Below are 19,198 nucleotides of genomic sequence, written 5' to 3'. Positions count from 1 at the left end.
TAATGCGTCAAGGGTTTGCCCCCACTCCGCCCGGGATCGCTCTCCGAGCCCCCCTCGCCGTACGGGACAATGGCCCGGTGACCAGCAGTGACGAGGGCGCGGACCAGCCCTGGAACCCCCAGCGGCAGCGCAACGCCAACGAGCGCCTGCTGCTGGACCGGCTGCGCTCCGGCGGCCCCGCCTCGCGCGCCCAGCTCGCCCGCGACACCGGCCTGTCCAAACCCACCGTCTCCAGCGCCCTCGCCGCCCTCGAACAGTCCGGCATGGTCCGCGAAGCCGGCACCCACGCACCCGAACGCGGCCGCTCCGCCGTGCTCTACGCCCCCGACCCGACCGCCGGCTACGCGCTCGGCATCGACATCGGACGCGGCTGGCTACGGGTGGCACTGGCGGGCCTGGACGGGGAGTTCGTGGCCCGCTCCGACGTCCGCAACCAGGCCCGCACCGCGAACACCATGGCCGACCTCGCCGTCACCGCCGCCCGCCGGCTCGTCACCGACTCCGGGGTCGACCCGGCCAAGGTCACCCAGGCCGTCGTCGGCACCCCCGGGGTCTACGACGAGGCCGCCGGCCGCGTCCGCTACGCCCAGCACCTGCCCGGCTGGGGCCGCCCCGGGCTCTTCGACCGGATCCGCGAGGGCCTCGGGCTGCCCGTGGCCGTGCAGAACGACGCCAACCTCGCGGCCCTGGGCGAGTACACCTACGGCGTCGGCGCGGGCAGCCGGCTCTTCGTCTACATCATGATCGGCACAGGCCTCGGCATGGGAGTCGTCAGCGAGGGACGGCTCTTCACCGGCGCGCACGGCGGCGCCGGCGAGATCGGCTTCCTGCCCTGGCCCGGCCGGCGCGAACCCGACACCCTGGAGGACGCCGTCTCCGCCGACGCCGTGGTCCAGGCCGCCCGCGAAGCCGGGATGACCGGCCGGCTCACCGCCAAGGCCGTCTTCGACGCCGCCCGCACCGGCGACGCGGCCGCCGCCGGAGCCGTACGGGTCGAGGGGGAACGCCTCGCCCACACCATCGCGGTGGTCTCCGCCGTCCTCGACCCGGACCTCGTGGTCCTCGGCGGCGGCGTCGGCCACAGCGCCGACCTGCTGCTCGACACCGTCCAGCGGACGCTGCGCACCCTCACCCCGCTGCGCCCGAAGGTGGTACCGAGCGGCCTGGGCGAAGACGCGGTGCTGCTGGGCGCGGTGGCCACGGCCCTGGACGCGGCCCGCGACCGGGCCTTCGACACCCGGGCCCCATAGTGGGGCGGGCCGAAGGGACCCGGAGGCGGGCTGCCGCCCGGGGGACGGAGAAGGGGATGGAGAAGGGGACGGAGAAGGAGTGCGAATGAACCGACGGACGGGGCGGCCGGGCGCTTCGGCGGTGGTCGCGGCGGCACTGGCGGCGCTGACGGTCTCGTGCGGCCTGGTGCCGGGGATCTATGCCGTGGAGCTTCCCGCGAACCGCCTCGTAGGGCGATGGGCGAGTACCGGCGGGAGCGCGTCCCTGACCTTCCGCGCGGATCACACCTTCACCGCCGAACACTTCGAGGCGCTGTCCGTCTCCACGGAGTGCGAGAGCCCCCAGGGCCCGGTCTCCGGCCGTTGGGCGTTCTCCGCCCCCGTCGAACCCGGCAGCTCGCTCAACACCGCCGACGAGGCCACGACGCACGGTCAGGAGCTGTCCCTGACCTTCGCCGATCACCGTTGCGACACGCCCGCCTTCCTCTTCGGCGACGAGGACGCCCCCGCGATGTGCCCGAGCAAGGACCCCGACTCCGGCTGCGCATCGACCGGCTACCTCTACCGGAGCGACCGGGACGAGTAGTGCCACGTCGGGCAACAGCCGGTCACCCGCCCGGCGTGCGACCGGTCGGGCCGCATCACCCCAGCGGAGCCTGCTGCAGCGGGACCGGCCGGGCGGCCGGGGCCGGGAGCGGGGTCAGCCGGATCGGCGGCGGCGGGGCCACCGGGAGGTTCATCCCGAGGAATCCGCACGGCACTTCGGGGGTCGCGTACGGGAGGTGCAGCCGGCCCTCCACGCTCCAGAGCCCCGTACCGCCGAGCCACCCGGCGGGGGCTCCGATCCGGAAGACGTGCCGGTCGGCGGGGCGCCACAGGGCCAGCCCGGCCACGCTCCCGCCGTAGCCGTCGCCCGCTTCGTCGACCCGCAGCGCGACCCCGCAGCTCTCCGGCATCAGCGCCTGCCCCGGCTGCACCGCGAAGGGGGTCGCCGTGCCCCCGACGGCCCGCAGGCACTCCGGGAACCGCACCGGGCGGGCGCTGCCCAGGACCCCCCACCCGAGCCGGAGTTCACCCGGAGCGTCCGAGCGGATCAGCAGCAGCCCGCTGTCGGGATCGGCCAGCAGCAGCCGGTCGTTGCTGGCCTCCGTGATCTGGAGCAGCGGGGACACCTCGCCGCCCCGCTCCAGATCGACCGCCACCGCCTTGGTCACGGCCCCGTCCGGGCCGTCCAGTTCGCGGTCCAGGGCCAGCAGCCGGCCCGTCCGGTCCAGCCAGACCCCGCCGGAGCAGCGCCCCGGGATCCGGGCCACCCGCTCCGGCCCGAAGGGGGTCCCGGCCACCTGCCAGACGGTGGTCGCTGTGGCGCCCACGGCCAGGGCGAAGGCCCCGTGTCCGTCCGGGGACGGCGGCAGCAGGCAGACCCGTACGCCGTCGGGTCCACCCTCCGCGTCCTCCGGCGCGATCGCGCCGAGCTGGAGCTCCCCGGTCCGGGGCCCGGTCCCCGCCCCGCCGAAGCCGCCGCCCGTCGGGTACAGCAGGGCGAAGGCGTGCCGCTCCGCGACCCGGCGGTGGATCAGCACCCGCCCGTCGGCCAGCGGCAGCACCTCGCTGTCCGCGTCCTCGGGCTGCGCGAGCGGCAGCGGCACCGCGTAGGGCTCGGGACCGGTCAGCGTCCACCGCTCCGGATACCGGGCCTCCCCGTCCCCGGCGAGCCGGGCGGCGTACGACCCGTCCGCGGCGATGGTGAACGGGGCCGTCTTCGTCGTTTCGATGGCACAGACAGACATCTGTGGTCACCTCCGGGGAGGAAGCTAGTGATCGCGCTTCCCCTCGGACAACGCGACAACCCCCGCTTCACACATACGGGTGGCCGGGGAGTGATTCGGCTGTGGGGGAGGCGGCGATTGTGCTGTGCGATACCGGGGCGTTTAGGGTGAGGAGGTGGTTAGGCATACCTAACCTCCTTTCGGTCCTTGCCCGCTCCCCACCCTCAGGAGACGTCCCATGTCCCTCCGACGCCGCACGCCCCGAGGTGGCTCCGTCGCCGCCGTCGCCCTGGCCGCAGCAGCCGCACTCGCCCTCACCGCCTGCGGAGGCGGACAGGACGACAAGGCGGGCCAGGGCGGCAAGGAGGCCGCGGCCGGGAGCGGCGGCGAGAAGAAGGCCGCCGCCCAGGGCGGCAAGGACTTCTCCGACGCGGCGAAGAGGACGGCGGCCTTCGGGACCACGGCCGCGGCGGGCCAGTTCCCGCGCACCGTCACCCACGCCATGGGCTCCACCGAGCTCAAGGCCGCGCCCAAGCGGGTCGTCGTCCTCGACGTCGGCGAGCTCGACAACGTCGTCTCCCTCGGCATGCAGCCCGTCGGCTACGCGCCCACCGAGGGCGATGAGGGCATCCCCTCCTACCTGAAGAAGGAAGCCGGCGAGCCCAAGTCCGTCGGCACCATCAACAACCTCAACCTCGAAGCGATCAACGCCCTCAAGCCCGACCTGATCCTCGGCAGCCAGCTGCGCTCCGCGGACAAGTACGACGCGCTCTCGAAGATCGCCCCGACCGTGTTCTCCATCCGCCCCGGCTTCCCGTGGAAGGAGAACTACCTCCTCAATGCGGCCGCCCTCGACAAGAGCGCCGAGGCCAAGGCAAAGCTGGGCGCCTACGAGGCCAAGGCGAAGAAGCTCGGCGAGGACCTCGGCGAGAAGAAGCCGACCGTCACGATGCTGCGCTACATGCCGGGCAAGACCCGCCTGTACGCGGGAGCCTCCTTCATCGGCACGATCCTGAAGGACTCCGGCATCCCGCGCCCGCAGAACCAGCAGGTCGAAGACCTCGCCGTGGAGATCTCCCCGGAGCGCATGGACGAGGCCGCGGCCGACTGGATCTTCACCGGGGTCTACGGGGCCAAGGACAGGACCAAGCGCGACTCCGCCGAGGACAACCCGCTGTGGAAGGGGCTGGAGGCCGTGAAGAAGGGCCAGGCCAAGGACGTCCCGGACGAGACCTGGTACCTGGGCCTCGGCGTGACCGCCGCCGACAAGGTCCTCGACGACCTGCGCACCTTCCTGGTCAAGTAGCTCCCGGCGGCGCCGGCCTCCCGCGACGGGAGGCCACCGCCCGGCCGAGGAGGAGGCCGAGGACGGTAGCCTTGGCCTGTGCCCCGTCTCTCTGAAGTCATCGCCGCGCTGGACGCCCTCTGGCCCCCCTCCAGGGCCGAGCAGTGGGACGCCGTCGGCACCGTCTGCGGCGACCCCGACGCCGAGGTCACCCGGGTGCTGTTCGCCGTCGATCCCGTCCAGGAAATCGTCGACGAAGCCGTGAAGATCGGTGCCGACCTGGTCGTCACCCACCACCCCCTCTACCTGCGCGGCACCACCACCGTGGAGGCCGGCACCTTCAAGGGCCGCGTCGTGCACACGCTGATCAAGAACGACATCGCGCTGCACGTGGCCCACACCAACGCCGACACCGCCGACCCCGGCGTCTCCGACGCCCTCGCCGGCGCCCTCGACCTGCGCGTCACCGGCCCGCTCGTCCCCGACCCGAGCGACCCCAACGGGCGCCGCGGCCTCGGCCGGCTCTGCGAGCTCGACCGCCCCGAGACCCTGCGCGAGTTCGCCGCACGCGTCGCCGCCTGGCTCCAGCCGACCGCGCAGGGCATCCGCGTGGCCGGTGACCCCGACGCGCTGATCCGTACCGTCGCGGTCAGCGGCGGCTCCGGCGACAGCCTCTTCGCGCAGGTCCGCGCCGCCGGCGTCGACGCGTACGTCACCGCCGACCTGCGCCACCACCCGGTGTCCGAGGCCCGCGAGCAGTCCCCGCTCGCCCTCGTCGACGCCGCCCACTGGGCCACCGAATGGCCCTGGTGCGAGCAGGCCGCCGCCCAGCTCGACGCCATCTCCGAGCGCAACGGCTGGGGTCTGCGTACCCACGTCTCGCGCACGGTCACCGACCCGTGGACGGCGCACGCGCCGTCCGTGACACCCCCCTCTATCTCTGGAGCCCCCAACTGAACGCCGAGCCCGCCGACCAGATCCGACTTCTCGACGTCCAGGCCCTGGACGTCCGGCTGTCTCAGCTGACCCACAAGCGCAAGTCGCTGCCCGAGCACGCCGAGGTCGACTCGCTGACCAAGGACCTCACGCAGACGCGCGACCTCCTCGTCGCCGCCCAGACCCAGTCCAGCGACGCCGCCCGCGAGCAGACCAAGGCCGAGCAGGACGTGGACCAGGTGCGCCAGCGCGCCGCACGCGACCAGGCCCGCCTGGAGTCCGGCGCCGGCATCTCGGCCCGGGACCTGGCCAACCTGCAGAGCGAGGTCGTCTCCCTCGCCAAGCGCCAGGGCGACCTGGAGGACGTGGTCCTGGAGGTCATGGAGCGGGTGGAGGGCGCGCAGGCGCGGGTCACCGAGCTCACCGAGCGGGTCACCTCCCTGGAGGCCAAGCTGACCGACGCCACCGCGCGCCGCGACGCCGCCACCGGCGAGATCGACGGCGAGAGCGCCGGCATCGACAAGGACCGCGCGGTCATCGTCTCCACGATGCCGGCCGCTCTGATCGCCCTGTACGAGAAGATCCGCGCGAAGCAGGGCGGCGTGGGCGCCGCCCGCCTGTCGCAGCGCCGCTGCGAGGGCTGCCGCCTGGAGCTCGACCTCGCCGAGGTCAACGAGATCAAGGCCGCCGCCCGCGACCAGGTCGTCCGCCACGAGAGCTGCGGCCGCATCCTGGTCCGCATGGCCGACTCGGGCATCTGATGCCGAAGTTCGTTGTGGAAGCCGACGGCGGCTCCCGGGGCAACCCGGGGCCCGCCGGCTACGGCTCCGTCGTCCTCGACCCGGCCACGGGCGAGACGCTGGCCGAGCGCGCGGAGTACATCGGCGTCGCGACGAACAACGTGGCCGAGTACAAGGGGCTCATCGCCGGGCTGAAGGCCGCCCGCGAACTGGCCCCGGACGCGCTGGTCCTCGTACGCATGGACTCCAAGCTCGTCGTCGAGCAGATGTCGGGCCGCTGGAAGATCAAGCACCCCGACATGAAGCCGCTCGCGGCCGAGGCGGCGAAGATCCTGCCGCGCGCGCAGGTGACGTACGAGTGGATCCCGCGCGAGAAGAACAAGCACGCGGACCGGCTCGCCAACGAGGCGATGGACGCGGGCAAGCGCGGCAGGCAGTGGGAGCCCTCGGCCTCCTCGGCGGCCCTGGACACCTCGGCGGCGCGCGCCCTGTCGGCGACCCCGCAGGGCCCTCCGGGGGATGCGGCGAAGGGCGCTGCGGCAGTCCGCGCCGCCCTCGCCTCCTCGTCCCGTACGTCGCCCACCGCGCCGGTGTCCGTGGAGGCAGGGGCGGACACCCTGTTCGCGGAGCCCGGCTCCACCGCGGCGCAGCACGCCCCGGACCCGGCGGCCGGGCCGGTCCAGGCCCCGTCGGCCGCGCCGGGCTGGGGTCCCGACATGGGGGCCCCGGCGACGTTCGTGCTGCTGCGTCACGGCGAGACGGCGCTGACCCCGCAGAAGCGGTTCTCGGGCAGCGGCGGCAGCGACCCGGAGCTTTCCGCGGCGGGCCGCAGGCAGGCGGCCGCGGTCGCCGAGTCGCTGGCCGCGCGGGGCACCGTCCAGACGGTGATCAGCTCCCCGCTGCGCCGCTGCCGGGAGACCGCGCAGACCGTGGCGGACCGCCTCGGGCTGGAGGTCACCGTCGAGGAGGGGCTGCGCGAGGTCGACTTCGGCGCGTGGGAGGGTCTCACCTTCGCGGAGGCCCAGGAGCGCTTCCCCGAGGACCTCCAGGCGTGGCTGGACTCCCCGAAGGCCGCCCCGACGGGCGGCGGCGAGAGCTTCGCGTCCGCCACCCGGCGGATCTCGGCGACCCGGGACCGGCTGCTGGCCGCGCACGCGGGCCGCACCGTTCTGCTGGTCTCGCACGTGACCCCGGTCAAGATCCTGGTGCGCCTGGCCCTGGGGGCCCCGCCGGAGGCGCTGTTCCGGATGGAGCTCTCGGCGGCCTCGCTGTCGGCGGTGGCCTACTACGCCGACGGCAACGCCTCGGTCCGCCTCCTGAACGACACCTCGCACCTGAGGTAGCGCTCCTGACCTCCCCGTTGCATCAAGTCGTACGGCACCACCGTGCCGGTCTTCGGGTGTGCCGCGCGAGGGCAAAAAGAAACTCCCCGGACCCTGAGTATCCGCAGGTCGGGGAGGTACGGCAGACGAGTCGGCCTGTACGCCGGGTTCTGTCTCCCGGAGACCTCGCGGTCGCCGGGGAGACGGCCATCCATCTAGGACCGGCGTTGCCGCCGGCCTCGTGCGGTCTACCCGCGAACATCGGGCGGGCAGCCCTCAAGCGTTCGCGCAGGGCCCGCCGTCCGAAAACGGCCGACCCCTCTTGACCTTGCTCCGGGTGGGGTTTACCTAGCCGCCTGAGTCACCTCAGGCGCTGGTGGTCTCTTACACCACCGTTTCACCCTTACCGGGGGCCGAAGCCCCAGGCGGTCTGTTTTCTGTGGCACTGTCCCGCGGGTCACCCCGGGTGGGCGTTACCCACCACCCTGCCCTGTGGAGCCCGGACGTTCCTCGGCGGGATCCGGAGATCCCGACGCGGCCGCCCGGCCGACTCGTCTGTCGTGCCGACCATGCTACCGGCTGCGAAGTTGCGGCTTGACCTTGACGCAGCGGCAGGGTTTCTACTGGGGTCCATGCGCATCGGAGAGATCGCCGCGCTCGTCGGGGTCACCACCCGGGCGATCCGGCACTACCACCACGTCGGCCTGCTCCCGGAGCCGGAGCGCCGGCCCAACGGCTATCGCGCCTACGGCGTGCGCGACGCCGTCCGGATGGCCCGCGTCCGGCGGCTGACCGAGCTCGGGCTGAGCCTCGACGAGGTGCGCGACGTGCTCGCGCAGGACGCGGGGCGCGAGCTGGCCGACGTACTGGAGGAGCTGGACGCCGACCTCGCCCGGCAGGAGACCGAGCTGGCCGAGCGCAGGCGGCGGCTCGCCGTGCTCCTGGCCGCTCCGCCGGGGGAGGCCGACCTGCACGGCGTGCTCTCGCCCGCGCTCGCCGAGCTGCTCGCCAAGGCGCCCGCGACCACCTCGCCGTCCGCCGCGCTCGACCGCGAGCACCTGAGCCTGCTCGACGCCTCGGGCGCGGTCGGGGAGGGGGCCGGGGAGATCTACGCCGCCCTCGCACCGGTGGCCGCCGATCCCGCCGTCCTGGCGCTCTACGAGCGGCTCGACGAGCTCGCCGACGCCGCCGCCGACGATCCCCGGATCGGGCCGCTCGCCGACGAGCTGGTCGCCGCGATGCCCGCCGAGGTGCTCGCGGCGGTCCGGGGCGGCGGGGCGGCGCAGGGGGCCGGACCGGGCGCGGGTTTCATGGAGGCCCTGCTCGACGAGTACGCACCCGCGCAGGCGGCAGTCGTCCGCCGGGTGATCGAAGCGTTCACCGACACGGGGGAGGACCGGACATGAGCGGGATACGAGCGGCCGCACGGATCACGGAGGCCGTCCGGGCCGTCGTGCCCGAGCCCGTACGCCGCCTCCTGCTGCACGAGCGCCGCGCCATGGCCGCGCTCGGCCGGTGGGCGCTGCGCAGGCCGCCGCACGGGGTGGGGGCCGCGGACCACGCGGCCCCGTACACCGGACCGCAGACGGCGATGATGTACGGCCTGCTCTTCGTGTCGCTGATCGAGACGGTCGCCCTCGCGCTCCTGATCCCCTGGCCGGCCGTCCACCGGCTGGTGCTCGTCCTCGACGTGTACGGGGTGCTGCTGGTGCTCGCGATGCACGCCGCCTGCGTCACCCGCCCGCACGTGGTCGGCCCCGACGGCACCCTGCGCATCCGCTACGGGGCCCTGTTCGACCTGACCGTCCCGCCGGACGCGGTGGCCTCGGTCCGGGTCGACCGCCGCTATCCCGAGGGCCGGCTCGTCACCCTCTCCGAGGACGGGGTGCTCGACCTCATCGTCGGCAGCCAGACCACCGTGACCGTGGAACTGTCCCGGCCGCTCCCCTTCCACCGCCCGCTCGGAGCCGTCGGCCGGGCCCGCGTCGTACGGTTCCACGCGGACGACCCGCGCGCGCTGGTCGCGGCCATGGGAAGCGGGGTCAGGCCGGGACGAACAGGATCTTCGACGTGCCCGGGTCCGCCTCCGTCAGACGGACCCTGATCCGGTCGCCCAGCGGCAGCGTCCCGGAGGCCGCCTGGACCCGGCCGATCACCGCCGGCTCCTCCAGGTGGACCGTGCCGACCAGCGGCTCCTGTTCCTTGACGTCGATGACCGTCGCGTCGAAGATCTCTCCGACGTGGTCCTTGAGCAGCGCCGCCTCCACCAGGTCCACGGACTCCCGCTCGGCGGAGTTCGCCAGCCGGGTGCCGTCCGCCATCTCCTTCGGCAGGTCCGCCAGCGCGGACAGGGCCCACTGCGGGGGTTCGGTGCCCGCCGAAGCCGCCACGCACAGCTCGCCCGCGTACCGGTCGACGAGTCGGCGCAGCGGGGCCGTGCAGTGGGTGTACGGGGCCGCGACCGCCGCGTGCAGGAGGGGGTCCGGGGTCTCGCCGCCGGTGAAGACGGTGTAGCCGGCGCCGCGCAGCAGGGAGGTGCACTCCTGGAGGAACGCCGCGTGGGCGGGGCGGTGCGGGTCGAGGGAGCGCACGAGCTCCGCGTACGGGACGTGGTGCGGCCACTCGATGCGCAGCGCCTTGGCGGCCCGGCGCAGCCGCCCGACCGCCCCGTCGGGGGCGCTCGGCAGGGTGCGCAGGATGCCCGCCCCGGCGGCGAGCATCAGCTCGGCGGCGGCCATGCCGGTCATGAGGGAGATCTGGGCGTTCCAGCCGTCGGCCGGGAGCGGAGCCCGGTAGGCCAGGCTGTACGCGCCCTCGTGCTCGACGATCTCCTGCTCGGGCACGTTCAGCGAGATCCCGCCGCGCTCGACCTCCAGGGCTTCGCGAAGCGTCCCGATGTCCTTGAGCAGGGCCAGGGCCTCCTCGGCGGTACCGGTGTCGATGGCCTTCTGGACCCCGTCGTAGTCCAGTTTGGCCCGGCTGCGCACGAGCGCGCGGCGGACGTCGGTGGCCTCCACCCGCCCCTCGGCGTCCAGGTCGAGCCGCCACAGCAGGGCCGGGCAGGTCTGGTCGGGCAGCAGGCTGGCCGCGCCCTCCGAGAGCACGGCCGGGTGCAGCGGGACCTTCTCGTCGGGGAAGTAGAGGGTGGTGACCCTGCGGTGGGCCTCGGCGTCGAGGGCGCCGCCGGGGGTGACCCAGGCGGCGACGTCGGCGATGGCGTAGTGCACGCGGTAGCCGCCGGAGGGGCGTCTGGCCAGGTGCATCGCCTGGTCGAGGTCGCGCGAGGTCGGCGGGTCGATGGTGAAGAGGGGCAGGTCGGTGGCGTCGAAGGCGGGCAGGCGCGGTGCGCGCACCGCCTGTTCGGCCTCGGCGAGCACGGGCGCCGGGAAGCCCGTGGGCACCTCCAGCTTCGTCCGCAGTTCACGCAGCGCGGCCCGCAGGGCGACCCCGTCTGCGCCGGCCATGATCATGTGACGGCGTGGCATGCACCGAGCCTATGGCCGGTGGGCCGGGGCGGCACGGCGAGCCGTTTACCCTGGGCTGGGGCCGCACCCCCGCCGCTGTGCCCCGTCGATAGGAGAACCACCGTGTTCGTGCTGTTGCCGCCGTCCGAAGGAAAGGCCGCCGGCGGCTCCGGCGCACCGCTGAAGCCCGAGTCGCTGTCGCTGCCGGGGCTGGCCGGCGCGCGGGCGACCGTGCTTCAGGAGCTCGTCGAGCTGTGCGCGGGCGACGAACTGAAGGCGCGTGAGGTGCTGGGCCTGAGCGAGGGCCTGCGGGGCGAGGTCGCGAAGAACGCGGAACTGCTCTCGGCGGTCGCCAGGCCGGCCGGGGAGATCTACACCGGCGTTCTGTACGACGCGCTGGGCCTGTCGACGCTGCCGGCGGCCGCCGCGGCCGTGGCCTCCCGTTCCCTGCTGGTCTTCTCGGGCCTGTGGGGAGCGGTCGGGGTGACCGACCGGATCCCCTCCTACCGGTGTTCGATGGGGGTGAAGCTGCCGGGGCTGGGCGCGCTGGGCGCGTTCTGGCGCGAACCGATGGCTTCGGTGATGCCGCAGGCCGCGGGCGAGGGCCTGGTCCTGGACCTGCGCTCGGCCGCGTACGCCACGGCGTGGAAGCCGAAGGGCGAGGTCGCGGGGCGGACGGCGACGGTCCGGGTGCTGCACTCGCAGTTGGTGGACGGCGTGGAGAAGCGCTCGGTGGTCAGCCACTTCAACAAGGCCACCAAGGGCCGCCTGGTCCGGGACCTGCTCCTGGCGGGCGCGGTCCCCGAGTCCCCGGCGGAGCTGGTGACGGCCCTGCGGGACCTGGGTTTCACGGTCGAGGCCGAGGCTCCGGGCAAGGCCGGCAAGGCCTGGGCGCTCGACGTGGTCGTGACGCAGATCCACTGAGGCGCCCGATCGCCTCGAACGTCTGCGGGGCTGGACACGTCCAGCCCCGCAGACGTTCGAGGCGAATCCTGTACGGGGTCGCGGCCGGGGCTAGCGACCCAGGGGCCAGGCGACCGTGGCCGGAGTGCGGTCGGCCGCTCCCGCGTAGGTGGCGCAGGCGTCCGTGAGGGTTTCCAGCAGGGTGAGGGGATCGGGGAGCGGGTGCTCCATGCCCCGGAGCCAGGTCACCGCGAGGTCACCCGGCAGTGCGGCCGGCGGGACCAGGACGTAGCTGCCCCGGCAGTGCCAGCGCAGGCCCGGGTGTTCGTCCATCGTCTCGGGGTGGCAGTCCAGCTCGCAGGGCCACCACTCGTCCTCGTCCTCGGGGGTGCCCCGGGTCGCGGTGAAGAAGAGCATCCGCGCCTGGTCGTCCGTACCGGCGGACTCGGCTACGGGGCCGACGTCCACACCGGCCGCCAGCAGGCGGGTCAGTGCGTTGTGTCCGGCTTCCAGCGGGACGTCCAGGACGTCGTGGACCATGCCGGTCGCGGTGATGAAGTTGGCCTGGGGCTCGTTGCGCGCCCAGCGTTCGACCTGGCCGCGGTCGGTGGTCGACTGGGTCTGCCAGGCGAAGGAGACGGGATGGCGGGCGGGCGTCGGACAGCCGATCCGGTCGCACGAACACCGGTAGCCGACGGGATGCGCGGCGGGGGCTATCGGCAGACCGGCCGCGGCGACCGCCAGCAGCAGGGCCTCGCGTTCTCGTCCGGGGTCCTCGGCGGCGGGTTTGGGCCTGAGGCGCAGCCACTGGGCAATCCTGCTCTGCTCGCCGCGTTTGACGCGGCCGGACTCAGACCCCATCTATCCCCTCACCTACACCGTTGCCCCGGAAGACCCTCACATGGTCCCACCATCCTGAGCGCCGGGTGACCGCGCCCTCCCCACGGGGCTCCCACATAACCGCAGAATTCGGCCATATGTTCTCGGCCATCATCCGGTCATGACCTTTCCCACCCCGCCAACGACCCTGCTCACGACCCCGGCCCCGACCCCGCTGCGGCCCCGCCCAGCACCGCGTCCACGAGCGCGTCCGCATAGGCGTGGGTGAGCGGCGCGGTCCGCAGCAGCCACCGGTACGTCAGCGGCCCGAGCAGCATTTCCACGGTCAGCCGCAGGTCGGTGTCCGCCGCCAGCTGCCCGGCGTCGCGGGCCGCCCGCAACCGCTGCTCGTACAGTGCGAGCTGGGGTTCCAGCAGCTGCTCGGTGAAGCGGGCCCCCAGCTCCGGGTCGGTCGCCCCGGCCGCGGCCAGGGCGCGCGCGGGAGCCTCGTACTTCTCGTCGTTGAACTCGTCCACGGTCGCCCGCAGTACGTACTTCAGATCGGCGGCCAGGTCCCCGGTGTCGGGGAAACCGGCCCACTCGCCCGCCGCTTCGGCATCCCCGGCGAGCGCGAGGGAGGCGTCCAGCAGGACGGCCGCCTTCGAGGGCCACCAGCGGTAGATGGTCTGCTTGCCGACCCCGGCGCGGGCGGCGATGGCCTCGATGGTCAGCTTGTTGTAGCCGACCTCCCCGACCAGGGCGAGCGCGGCGTCGAGGATGGCCCGCCGGGAGCGCTCGCTGCGGCGCGCGGCGTCCGGAGTCCGCGCGGAGGGCGAGGGGGCGGGGGAGGACGGGGAGGGGGTGGCGCTGGCGGTCATCCCGGCAATTTAGCAATCCGGTACGGCTCGTCTTTCAGCCGTTCGGGAAATCACCCAACCGGTTCACTGTGCTGCCCCCTTTGAGGAGAGACGATTCTCTTCTCATCACAGTGAGGAGTCCTCGTTGCACAGAGACGCCACACCCCGGCGCTACCTGATGTGCCCGCCCACGCACTTCAAGGTCACGTACTCCATCAATCCGTGGATGGACCCCACGAAACCGGTGGACCTGCCCCTCGCCCAAGCCCAGTGGGAGGACCTGAAGGACCGCTACCGGTCCCTCGGCCACACCGTCGAGATCCTCGTACCCGACCCCGCGCTGCCCGACATGGTCTTCGCGGCGAACGGTGCCCTCGTCGTCGACGGCCGGGTGCTGGGCGCGCGGTTCGCCTACGCGGAGCGGGCCCCCGAGGCGCAGATCCACCTCGAATGGTTCCGCAACAACGGCTTCGGGGACATCCAGGAGCCGTCCCACATCAATGAGGGCGAAGGCGACTTCGCCGTCACCGCCTCCTACATCCTGGCCGGACAGGGCTTTCGCTCCAGCCCGCTCTCGCACGGCGAGGCCCAGGAGTTCTTCGGCCGCCCGGTCATCGGCCTCGACCTGGTCGACCCGCGCTACTACCACCTGGACACGGCGCTGTCCGTGCTCGACGGCGACGAGATCATGTACTACCCGGAAGCCTTCTCCTGGGGCAGCCAGGCAGTACTGCGCAGGCTCTTCCCCGATGCGCTGATCGCCGAGGCCCGCGACGCGGCGGCCCTCGGACTCAACGCCGTCTCGGACGGCCGGCACGTCCTGCTCCCGCAGGCGGCCACCGGACTCCTCGATCCGCTGCGGGCGCGCGGGTTCGAGCCGGTGCCGATGGATCTGGGGGAGCTGCTCAAGGGCGGCGGCAGCGTGAAGTGCTGCACCCAGGAGCTGCGGCCCTAGAGGCCCTGGCGAGGTCCTGGGGAGGGGACCCGGCAGCCGGGTCCCCTCCCCAGGGAACGCCTAGCCCTCCTCGGCCGGCGGCCACTCCTGGCCCCAGTCGATGTCCCGCGCCGCCTTGTAGAGGTCGCCGTGGCGCTTGGTCACGATGGCCCGGGTCAGGCCCGGCGTGTCGGCGCCGACCGGACCGCACAGTTCCAGCTGGACGAGCCCCTTGCGGAGCTGCGGCCTGCGCGTGATCCGGGAGGTGGCCGGCCGCACCGGGAAGCGGGTCGCGGCCACGTAGCTGAACTTCTCGTCCTCGTACGCGAGGGAGCCGCCCTTGACCTGCCGGTGCAGGGAGGAGCGGCTGACCCGGGCCGAGAAGTGGCACCAGTCCTTGCCGACCTCGATCGGGCAGGTTTCGTCGTGCGGGCAGGGCGCCGCGACCCGCAGCCCGGCCTCGATCAGCTGCTCGCGGGCCTCGCGGATGCGCAGGTAGCCCTCCGGGGTGCCCGGCTCGACCAGCACCACGGCCTGCCCGGCGCGCGCCGACTCGGCGACCACCGCGCGGCGGGCCTCGGGGGTCAGCTCGCCCAGTACGTAGGAGACCGTCACCAGGTCCGCGTCGGGGAGCTCCAGCCCGGTCCCGATGACGGCCTGCCGCCACTGGGCGGCGCGCAGCGTGTCCGAGTGGGAGGCCGCCGCCAGTTCCTTGCCCAGGACCAGCGCCGGGTCCGCCCAGTCGAGCACCGTCGTCTCGCGCGGGCCGTCCCAGACGGAGTCCACCGCCCAGGTGGCGGATCCGGTGCCGCCGCCGACGTCCACGTGCGTGCCCGGGGTCCACTGCGGGGCCGCCGCGGCGAGGCCGTGCAGGGCGGACCGTACGGCCTCGAAGGTGGCCGGCATCCGGTACGCCGCGTAGGCCGCCACGTCCGAGCGGTTGCGCAGCACGGGCGCATTGGTCGGGATCTGGCCGCGGTAGTTGGCGATCAGTCGCTCGACGGCGGCCGTGGCCTGCTTCTGCGGGAGCCCGTCGAGCAGCCCGGCGAGCGCTGCGCGCAGCGTTTCGGCGGTGGTGGGTGCGGGTGCGGAGTGGTTCACCCGCGAAGTTTACGGCGAGGCGCGGGCGCCGGGGGCGTTGCCCCCGGACCCCCGCGCCTCGAACTCACCCGGCTACCGCTGGGAGGTGCCCCCTGCCGGGCCGGATTCGGCCGAGCCGGATTCGGGCGCGGAGCGCCACGGCCGGCACAGCCCCAGGAAGCAGCCGACCGACAGCAGCGCGCACGTCAGCTGTACGAGCGCCATCGGCACCGCCGTGTCCTCCCCGGCGATCCCGACCAGCGGCGAGGCCACGGCCCCGACCAGGAAGGAAGAGGTGCCCAGCAGCGCGGAGGCCGAGCCGGCCGCGTGCGGGGCGCGCATCAGGGCCTGCGCGTTGGTGTTCGGCAGCACCAGGCCCATCGCCGACATCAGTACGAACAGCCCGGCGCAGATCGGGAACAGCCCGACCTCGCCGAAGGCGCCGGCCGACATCAGCAGCAGGGCCACCGAGGCCGCCGTGATGATCGCGAGCCCGACGGCGAGGACCTTGTCCAGGCTGACCCGGCCGACCAGCAGCTTGCCGTTGATCTGGCCGACGACGATCAGGCCGACGGAGTTGACGCCGAACAGCATGCTGAAGGTCTGGGGCGAAGCACCGTAGATCTCCTGCACCACGAAGGGCGAGGCGGAGATGTACGAGAAGAGCACCGCGAAGGCGAACCCGCCGGCCAGGGTGTAGCCGGTGAAGACGCGGTCCGCGAAGAGCCCGCGCATGGTCAGCAGCGCGGCGCCGACGCCGCCGGTCTGGCGCCGTTCGGGCGGCAGCGTCTCGTCGAGCCTGCGCCAGACCGTGAGGGTCAGGACGGTGCCTATGACGGTCAGGACGACGAAGACCCCGCGCCAGTCGGCGAAGCGCAGTATCTGGCCGCCGATGAGCGGGGCGATGATCGGGGCCACGCCGGATATGAGCATCAGCGTGGAGAAGAAGCGGGCCATCTCGACCCCGTCGTACAGGTCGCGCACGACGGCCCGCGCGATCACGATCGCGGCGGCGCCGGCCAGGCCCTGGAGCAGCCGGAAGCCGATGAGGAGTCCGGCGGTCGGGGCGAAGGCGCAGATCGCGGTGGCGAGCACGTAGACGACCATGCCGATGAGCAGGGGCCGGCGCCGGCCCCACTTGTCGCTCATCGGGCCGATGACCAGCTGGCCCAGTGCCATGCCGGCGAGGCAGGCGGTGAGGGTGAGCTGGACGGTCGCGGCCGGGCTGTTCAGCGCGCTGGTCACCGCCGGCAGCGCCGGCAGGTACATGTCCATGGACAGCGGGGGGAGGGCGCTCAGTCCGCCGAGGATGAAGGTGACGAGCAGTCCGGTCCGGCGGGCTGCCTTCAGGGGGGCGGTGGCGTTGGTGGGGGAGGGGGTTGCGGGCGACGATTCCGTCGCGGGGGCCGCCGCTGGGCCTCTCTCCGACATACGAAACTCCAGTCTTCTTATAGCTTCTTCACACCCCCTGATGGGGCCATGCTCTCAGCTATCGGAACGTCCCGGGGCGGATGTCCGATGTGACGTAACCTGCGGCCCCATGAACGCACGTGTGAACAAGATCGCCGTAGTCACCGGAGCCGGTTCGGGAATCGGCCGCTCCGTGGCCCTCACCCTCGCCGCCGCCGGATGGTCGGTGGCCGCGGCCGGCCGCCGGACGGAGCCCCTGGAGGAGACCGCCGCGGCCGCCAGGGCCGCCGGGTCCGAGGGCGACGTGCTGTGCGTACGGGCCGACGTGAGCGATCCGGCCGACGTGAGCGCGCTCTTCGGGACCGTGCGCGAGCGCCACGGGCGGATCGACCTGCTCTTCAACAACGCGGGCACCTTCGGCCCGGCCGGAGTCCCGCTGGAGGACATCACCTACGAGGCCTGGCGCTCGGTGGTCGACGTCAACCTCACCGGGTCCTTCCTCTGCGCGCAGGCGGCCTTCCGGGTGATGAAGGCACAGGACCCGCAGGGCGGCCGCATCATCAACAACGGCTCCATCTCCGCGCACGTGCCGCGGCCCAACTCCATCGCCTACACCGCGACCAAGCACGCCATGACCGGCCTGACCAAGTCCCTGTCCCTGGACGGGCGTCCGTACCGGATCGCGTGCGGACAGATCGACATCGGCAACGCGGCCACCGAGATGACCGAGCGGATGCAGACCGGGATCCTGCAGGCCAACGGACAGCTCGCGGTGGAGCCCGTGATGGACGCCGCCGACGTGGCGCGCACGGTGCTGCACATGGCGGAGCTGCCGCTGGAGGCGAACGTGCAGTTCGCGACGGTGATGGCGAGCGCGATGCCGTACATCGGGCGCGGCTGACGGAGCCCCTTGCGGACCGGGTGCCGGTCCGGTCCCGACCGGGCTCCGGATCGGGCCGGGACCCGGGAATGCGGGCTCCGGGGCGGGGGTTGAGGTGATCATGACCGACGTACTGCGTTACACCGCCTTCTCCCAGGACCCCGCATACGGCAACCCCGCCGGGGTCGTGCTCGACGCGTCCGGACTGGACGACGCCGCCATGCTGAAGATCGCCGCCGACCTGGGCTACAGCGAGACGGCCTTCCTCACCGCGCCGCCCGAGGACCTCGGCGGCACGGACGGCCGGGCCTTCACCGTGCGCTACTTCAGCCCCAAGGCGGAGGTCCCCTTCTGCGGGCACGCCACGGTGGCCACCGCCGTGGCCCTGGGCGAGCGGATCGGCCCCGGCGAGCTGGTCTTCGCCACCCGCGCGGGCACGGTGCCGGTCTCGGTGACCCGGGAGGGCGAAGGCCTGCGGGCCACCCTGACCAGCGTCGAACCGCACACCGAGGAGCTGGACGGAGCCGACCTCGCCGAGGCACTGGCCGCGCTCGACTGGCCGGCCGCCGACCTGGACCCGCAGTTCCCGCCGCGGATCGCCTACGCCGGAGCCCGCCACCTGGTGCTCGGCGCCGCCACCCGGGCCCGGCTCGCCGAGCTCGACTACGACTTCGCCCGGCTGGAGGCGCTGATGCGGCGCCTCGACCTGGTCACCGTCCAGCTCGTGCACCGGGCGGGCCCGGCGGAGTTCCACGTACGCAACCCCTTCCCGCCCGGCGGGGTCGTCGAGGACCCGGCGACCGGCGCGGCCGCGGCCGCCTTCGGGGCGTACGCGCGCGAGCTCGGCCTGGTCCCGGCCGAGGCGGTCCTCACCCTCCACCAGGGCGCGGACATGGGCCGCCCCAGCCTCCTGACGGTGGAACTGCGCTCCGGCGACCCCCGGGTCCGGGTGGGCGGAGCGGGAGCCAGGATCGCCTGATGCGGATCGTCGTGCACGGGCCCGGGGACCTGCCCGCAGAGCTCGCCGCGCAGGTGGCGGCCCTGGAGGCGCAGGCCTGGCCCGGCGCGGCCCCCGGCCACGACCCGGCGCTGCACCCGAAGACGGTGCTGCTGCTGGAGGAGGACGGCAGCGTCCTGGCCTCGCTGGCGCTGCTCCACAAGCCGGTCCGGCTCGCGGACGGCCGTACGTACCGCGCGGCCGGGCTGAGCGGGGTGGTGACCCGGGCCGACGCACGGGGCCGCGGCCACGGGGCCCGGCTGGTGGCGGCGGCCCGCGCCGAGCTGGCCGCCGATCCGGCGGTGGACCTGGCGCTGTTCAGCTGCGACCGCGACCTCGTCCCCTTCTACGGGGCCGCCGGCTTCGAGGTCCTGCCCGGAACTGTCCTCGTCGGCGGCACCCCGCGGGACCCGCTCGCCACGGACGCCCCGGGTTTCGACAAGACCGTCCTGGCCGCCTTCTTCGCCGGAGCCGGAGCCGGAGACGACGAAGGCCGTACGGACCAGGTCCGTACGGCCTTCACCGGCATCCGCGTCCCGCTCTACCCGGGGACCGTCGACCGGCTCTGGTGAG

Annotated in this window: 19 protein-coding genes and 1 other RNA gene; 13 read left to right on the top strand and 7 right to left on the bottom strand. The window is 73.5% G+C overall.

Annotation, left to right across the window (positions count from 1 at the left end; translation table 11 throughout):
* The first annotated feature begins 77 nt into the window (after positions 1-77).
* Positions 78-1,250 (top strand): ROK family transcriptional regulator, encoded by a 1,173-nt coding sequence (locus tag AC3IYJ_RS12410; protein ID WP_489401368.1) that lies wholly within the window; start codon positions 78-80, stop codon positions 1,248-1,250.
* Between the two features lie 85 nt (positions 1,251-1,335).
* A complete protein-coding gene (locus AC3IYJ_RS12405; RefSeq protein WP_489401367.1) occupies positions 1,336-1,815 on the top strand; it encodes a hypothetical protein in 480 nt (159 codons plus the stop codon).
* 55 nt (positions 1,816-1,870) lie between these two features.
* On the opposite strand, the gene AC3IYJ_RS12400 is transcribed toward AC3IYJ_RS12405, so the two are convergent.
* Complete coding sequence (locus AC3IYJ_RS12400; protein ID WP_489401366.1) at positions 1,871-3,019, bottom strand: hypothetical protein; 1,149 nt, start codon at positions 3,017-3,019, stop codon at positions 1,871-1,873.
* Between the two features lie 217 nt (positions 3,020-3,236).
* On the opposite strand from AC3IYJ_RS12400, the gene AC3IYJ_RS12395 reads away from it, so the two are divergent.
* From AC3IYJ_RS12395 to AC3IYJ_RS12380, 4 genes are all read left to right on the top strand, one after another.
* Positions 3,237-4,304 (top strand): ABC transporter substrate-binding protein, encoded by a 1,068-nt coding sequence (locus tag AC3IYJ_RS12395; RefSeq protein WP_489401365.1) that lies wholly within the window; start codon positions 3,237-3,239, stop codon positions 4,302-4,304.
* A 78-nt stretch (positions 4,305-4,382) separates the two neighbouring features.
* Complete coding sequence (locus tag AC3IYJ_RS12390; protein WP_489401364.1) at positions 4,383-5,240, top strand: Nif3-like dinuclear metal center hexameric protein; 858 nt, start codon at positions 4,383-4,385, stop codon at positions 5,238-5,240.
* Complete coding sequence (locus AC3IYJ_RS12385; protein ID WP_489402789.1) at positions 5,237-5,980, top strand: zinc ribbon domain-containing protein; 744 nt, start codon at positions 5,237-5,239, stop codon at positions 5,978-5,980. The genes AC3IYJ_RS12390 and AC3IYJ_RS12385 overlap by 4 nt, the downstream gene beginning before the upstream one ends.
* Positions 5,980-7,302, top strand: coding sequence for a bifunctional RNase H/acid phosphatase (locus AC3IYJ_RS12380; protein ID WP_489401363.1), 1,323 nt, complete (start codon positions 5,980-5,982; stop codon positions 7,300-7,302). The genes AC3IYJ_RS12385 and AC3IYJ_RS12380 overlap by 1 nt, the downstream gene beginning before the upstream one ends.
* A gap of 122 nt (positions 7,303-7,424) precedes the next feature.
* Here AC3IYJ_RS12380 and rnpB read toward each other — a convergent pair.
* An RNA gene (gene rnpB / locus AC3IYJ_RS12375) (RNase P RNA component class A) lies at positions 7,425-7,835 on the bottom strand.
* 78 nt (positions 7,836-7,913) lie between these two features.
* On the opposite strand from rnpB, the gene AC3IYJ_RS12370 reads away from it, so the two are divergent.
* Complete coding sequence (locus AC3IYJ_RS12370) at positions 7,914-8,687, top strand: MerR family transcriptional regulator (RefSeq protein ID WP_489401362.1); 774 nt, start codon at positions 7,914-7,916, stop codon at positions 8,685-8,687.
* Entirely contained in the window at positions 8,684-9,385 is a 702-nt protein-coding gene (locus tag AC3IYJ_RS12365; protein WP_489401361.1) for a hypothetical protein, read from the top strand. Before AC3IYJ_RS12370 ends, AC3IYJ_RS12365 begins: the two co-directional genes overlap by 4 nt.
* Here AC3IYJ_RS12365 and AC3IYJ_RS12360 read toward each other — a convergent pair.
* Positions 9,324-10,766: an RNB domain-containing ribonuclease gene (locus AC3IYJ_RS12360; protein WP_489401360.1), complete on the bottom strand. Its 1,443-nt coding sequence runs from the start codon at positions 10,764-10,766 to the stop codon at positions 9,324-9,326. The two genes, AC3IYJ_RS12365 and AC3IYJ_RS12360, sit on opposite strands and share 62 nt — an antisense overlap.
* Positions 10,767-10,868: 102 nt before the next feature.
* On the opposite strand from AC3IYJ_RS12360, the gene yaaA reads away from it, so the two are divergent.
* Positions 10,869-11,669, top strand: a complete 801-nt coding sequence (gene yaaA, locus AC3IYJ_RS12355) for a peroxide stress protein YaaA (protein ID WP_489401359.1) — start codon at positions 10,869-10,871, stop codon at positions 11,667-11,669.
* A gap of 90 nt (positions 11,670-11,759) precedes the next feature.
* Here yaaA and AC3IYJ_RS12350 read toward each other — a convergent pair whose 3' ends face one another.
* Both AC3IYJ_RS12350 and AC3IYJ_RS12345 read right to left on the bottom strand, forming a co-directional pair.
* Entirely contained in the window at positions 11,760-12,509 is a 750-nt protein-coding gene (locus tag AC3IYJ_RS12350) for a bifunctional DNA primase/polymerase (RefSeq protein ID WP_489401358.1), read from the bottom strand.
* 170 nt (positions 12,510-12,679) lie between these two features.
* Positions 12,680-13,345: a TetR/AcrR family transcriptional regulator gene (locus AC3IYJ_RS12345; protein WP_489401357.1), complete on the bottom strand. Its 666-nt coding sequence runs from the start codon at positions 13,343-13,345 to the stop codon at positions 12,680-12,682.
* A 49-nt stretch (positions 13,346-13,394) separates the two neighbouring features.
* Between AC3IYJ_RS12345 and ddaH the strand changes: the two genes are divergently transcribed.
* Complete coding sequence (ddaH, locus tag AC3IYJ_RS12340; protein ID WP_489402788.1) at positions 13,395-14,279, top strand: dimethylargininase; 885 nt, start codon at positions 13,395-13,397, stop codon at positions 14,277-14,279.
* A 60-nt stretch (positions 14,280-14,339) separates the two neighbouring features.
* Here the strand turns inward: ddaH and AC3IYJ_RS12335 are convergent, their stop codons facing one another.
* Positions 14,340-15,359 carry a small ribosomal subunit Rsm22 family protein gene (locus tag AC3IYJ_RS12335; RefSeq protein ID WP_489401356.1) on the bottom strand — a complete coding sequence of 340 codons (1,020 nt, stop codon included), beginning with the start codon at positions 15,357-15,359 and terminating at the stop codon, positions 14,340-14,342.
* 72 nt (positions 15,360-15,431) lie between these two features.
* Positions 15,432-16,769 carry a Bcr/CflA family multidrug efflux MFS transporter gene (locus AC3IYJ_RS12330; RefSeq protein ID WP_489401355.1) on the bottom strand — a complete coding sequence of 446 codons (1,338 nt, stop codon included), beginning with the start codon at positions 16,767-16,769 and terminating at the stop codon, positions 15,432-15,434.
* 109 nt (positions 16,770-16,878) lie between these two features.
* Here AC3IYJ_RS12330 and AC3IYJ_RS12325 point away from each other — a divergent pair, with 109 nt between their 5' ends.
* The 3 genes from AC3IYJ_RS12325 to AC3IYJ_RS12315 all read left to right on the top strand — a co-directional run bounded on the left by AC3IYJ_RS12325 (position 16,879) and on the right by AC3IYJ_RS12315 (position 19,197).
* Positions 16,879-17,649: an SDR family oxidoreductase gene (locus tag AC3IYJ_RS12325; protein WP_489401354.1), complete on the top strand. Its 771-nt coding sequence runs from the start codon at positions 16,879-16,881 to the stop codon at positions 17,647-17,649.
* Between the two features lie 100 nt (positions 17,650-17,749).
* Positions 17,750-18,607, top strand: a complete 858-nt coding sequence (locus AC3IYJ_RS12320) for a PhzF family phenazine biosynthesis protein (RefSeq protein WP_489401353.1) — start codon at positions 17,750-17,752, stop codon at positions 18,605-18,607.
* Positions 18,607-19,197 (top strand): GNAT family N-acetyltransferase, encoded by a 591-nt coding sequence (locus AC3IYJ_RS12315; RefSeq protein ID WP_489401352.1) that lies wholly within the window; start codon positions 18,607-18,609, stop codon positions 19,195-19,197. Before AC3IYJ_RS12320 ends, AC3IYJ_RS12315 begins: the two co-directional genes overlap by 1 nt.
* Position 19,198 lies beyond the last annotated feature (1 nt).

The organism is Streptomyces sp. GL_140 (genome assembly GCF_057834465.1).
Note: the sequence above shows the minus strand (reverse complement) of the source record. Positions and strands in the feature narration are given on the sequence as shown.

Bases quoted from the DNA above. Each gene is read 5' to 3' on its own strand.
- AC3IYJ_RS12405 (WP_489401367.1), top strand. From the start codon at position 1,336: ATGAACCGACGGACGGGGCGGCCGGGCGCTTCGGCGGTGGTCGCGGCG.
- AC3IYJ_RS12400 (WP_489401366.1), bottom strand. From the start codon at position 3,019: ATGTCTGTCTGTGCCATCGAAACGACGAAGACGGCCCCGTTCACCATC.
- AC3IYJ_RS12395 (WP_489401365.1), top strand. From the start codon at position 3,237: ATGTCCCTCCGACGCCGCACGCCCCGAGGTGGCTCCGTCGCCGCCGTC.
- AC3IYJ_RS12380 (WP_489401363.1), top strand. From the start codon at position 5,980: ATGCCGAAGTTCGTTGTGGAAGCCGACGGCGGCTCCCGGGGCAACCCG.
- AC3IYJ_RS12370 (WP_489401362.1), top strand. From the start codon at position 7,914: ATGCGCATCGGAGAGATCGCCGCGCTCGTCGGGGTCACCACCCGGGCG.
- AC3IYJ_RS12365 (WP_489401361.1), top strand. From the start codon at position 8,684: ATGAGCGGGATACGAGCGGCCGCACGGATCACGGAGGCCGTCCGGGCC.
- AC3IYJ_RS12360 (WP_489401360.1), bottom strand. From the start codon at position 10,766: ATGCCACGCCGTCACATGATCATGGCCGGCGCAGACGGGGTCGCCCTG.
- AC3IYJ_RS12350 (WP_489401358.1), bottom strand. From the start codon at position 12,509: ATGGGGTCTGAGTCCGGCCGCGTCAAACGCGGCGAGCAGAGCAGGATT.
- AC3IYJ_RS12345 (WP_489401357.1), bottom strand. From the start codon at position 13,345: ATGACCGCCAGCGCCACCCCCTCCCCGTCCTCCCCCGCCCCCTCGCCC.
- AC3IYJ_RS12330 (WP_489401355.1), bottom strand. From the start codon at position 16,769: ATGTCGGAGAGAGGCCCAGCGGCGGCCCCCGCGACGGAATCGTCGCCC.
- AC3IYJ_RS12325 (WP_489401354.1), top strand. From the start codon at position 16,879: ATGAACGCACGTGTGAACAAGATCGCCGTAGTCACCGGAGCCGGTTCG.
- AC3IYJ_RS12320 (WP_489401353.1), top strand. From the start codon at position 17,750: ATGACCGACGTACTGCGTTACACCGCCTTCTCCCAGGACCCCGCATAC.
- AC3IYJ_RS12315 (WP_489401352.1), top strand. From the start codon at position 18,607: ATGCGGATCGTCGTGCACGGGCCCGGGGACCTGCCCGCAGAGCTCGCC.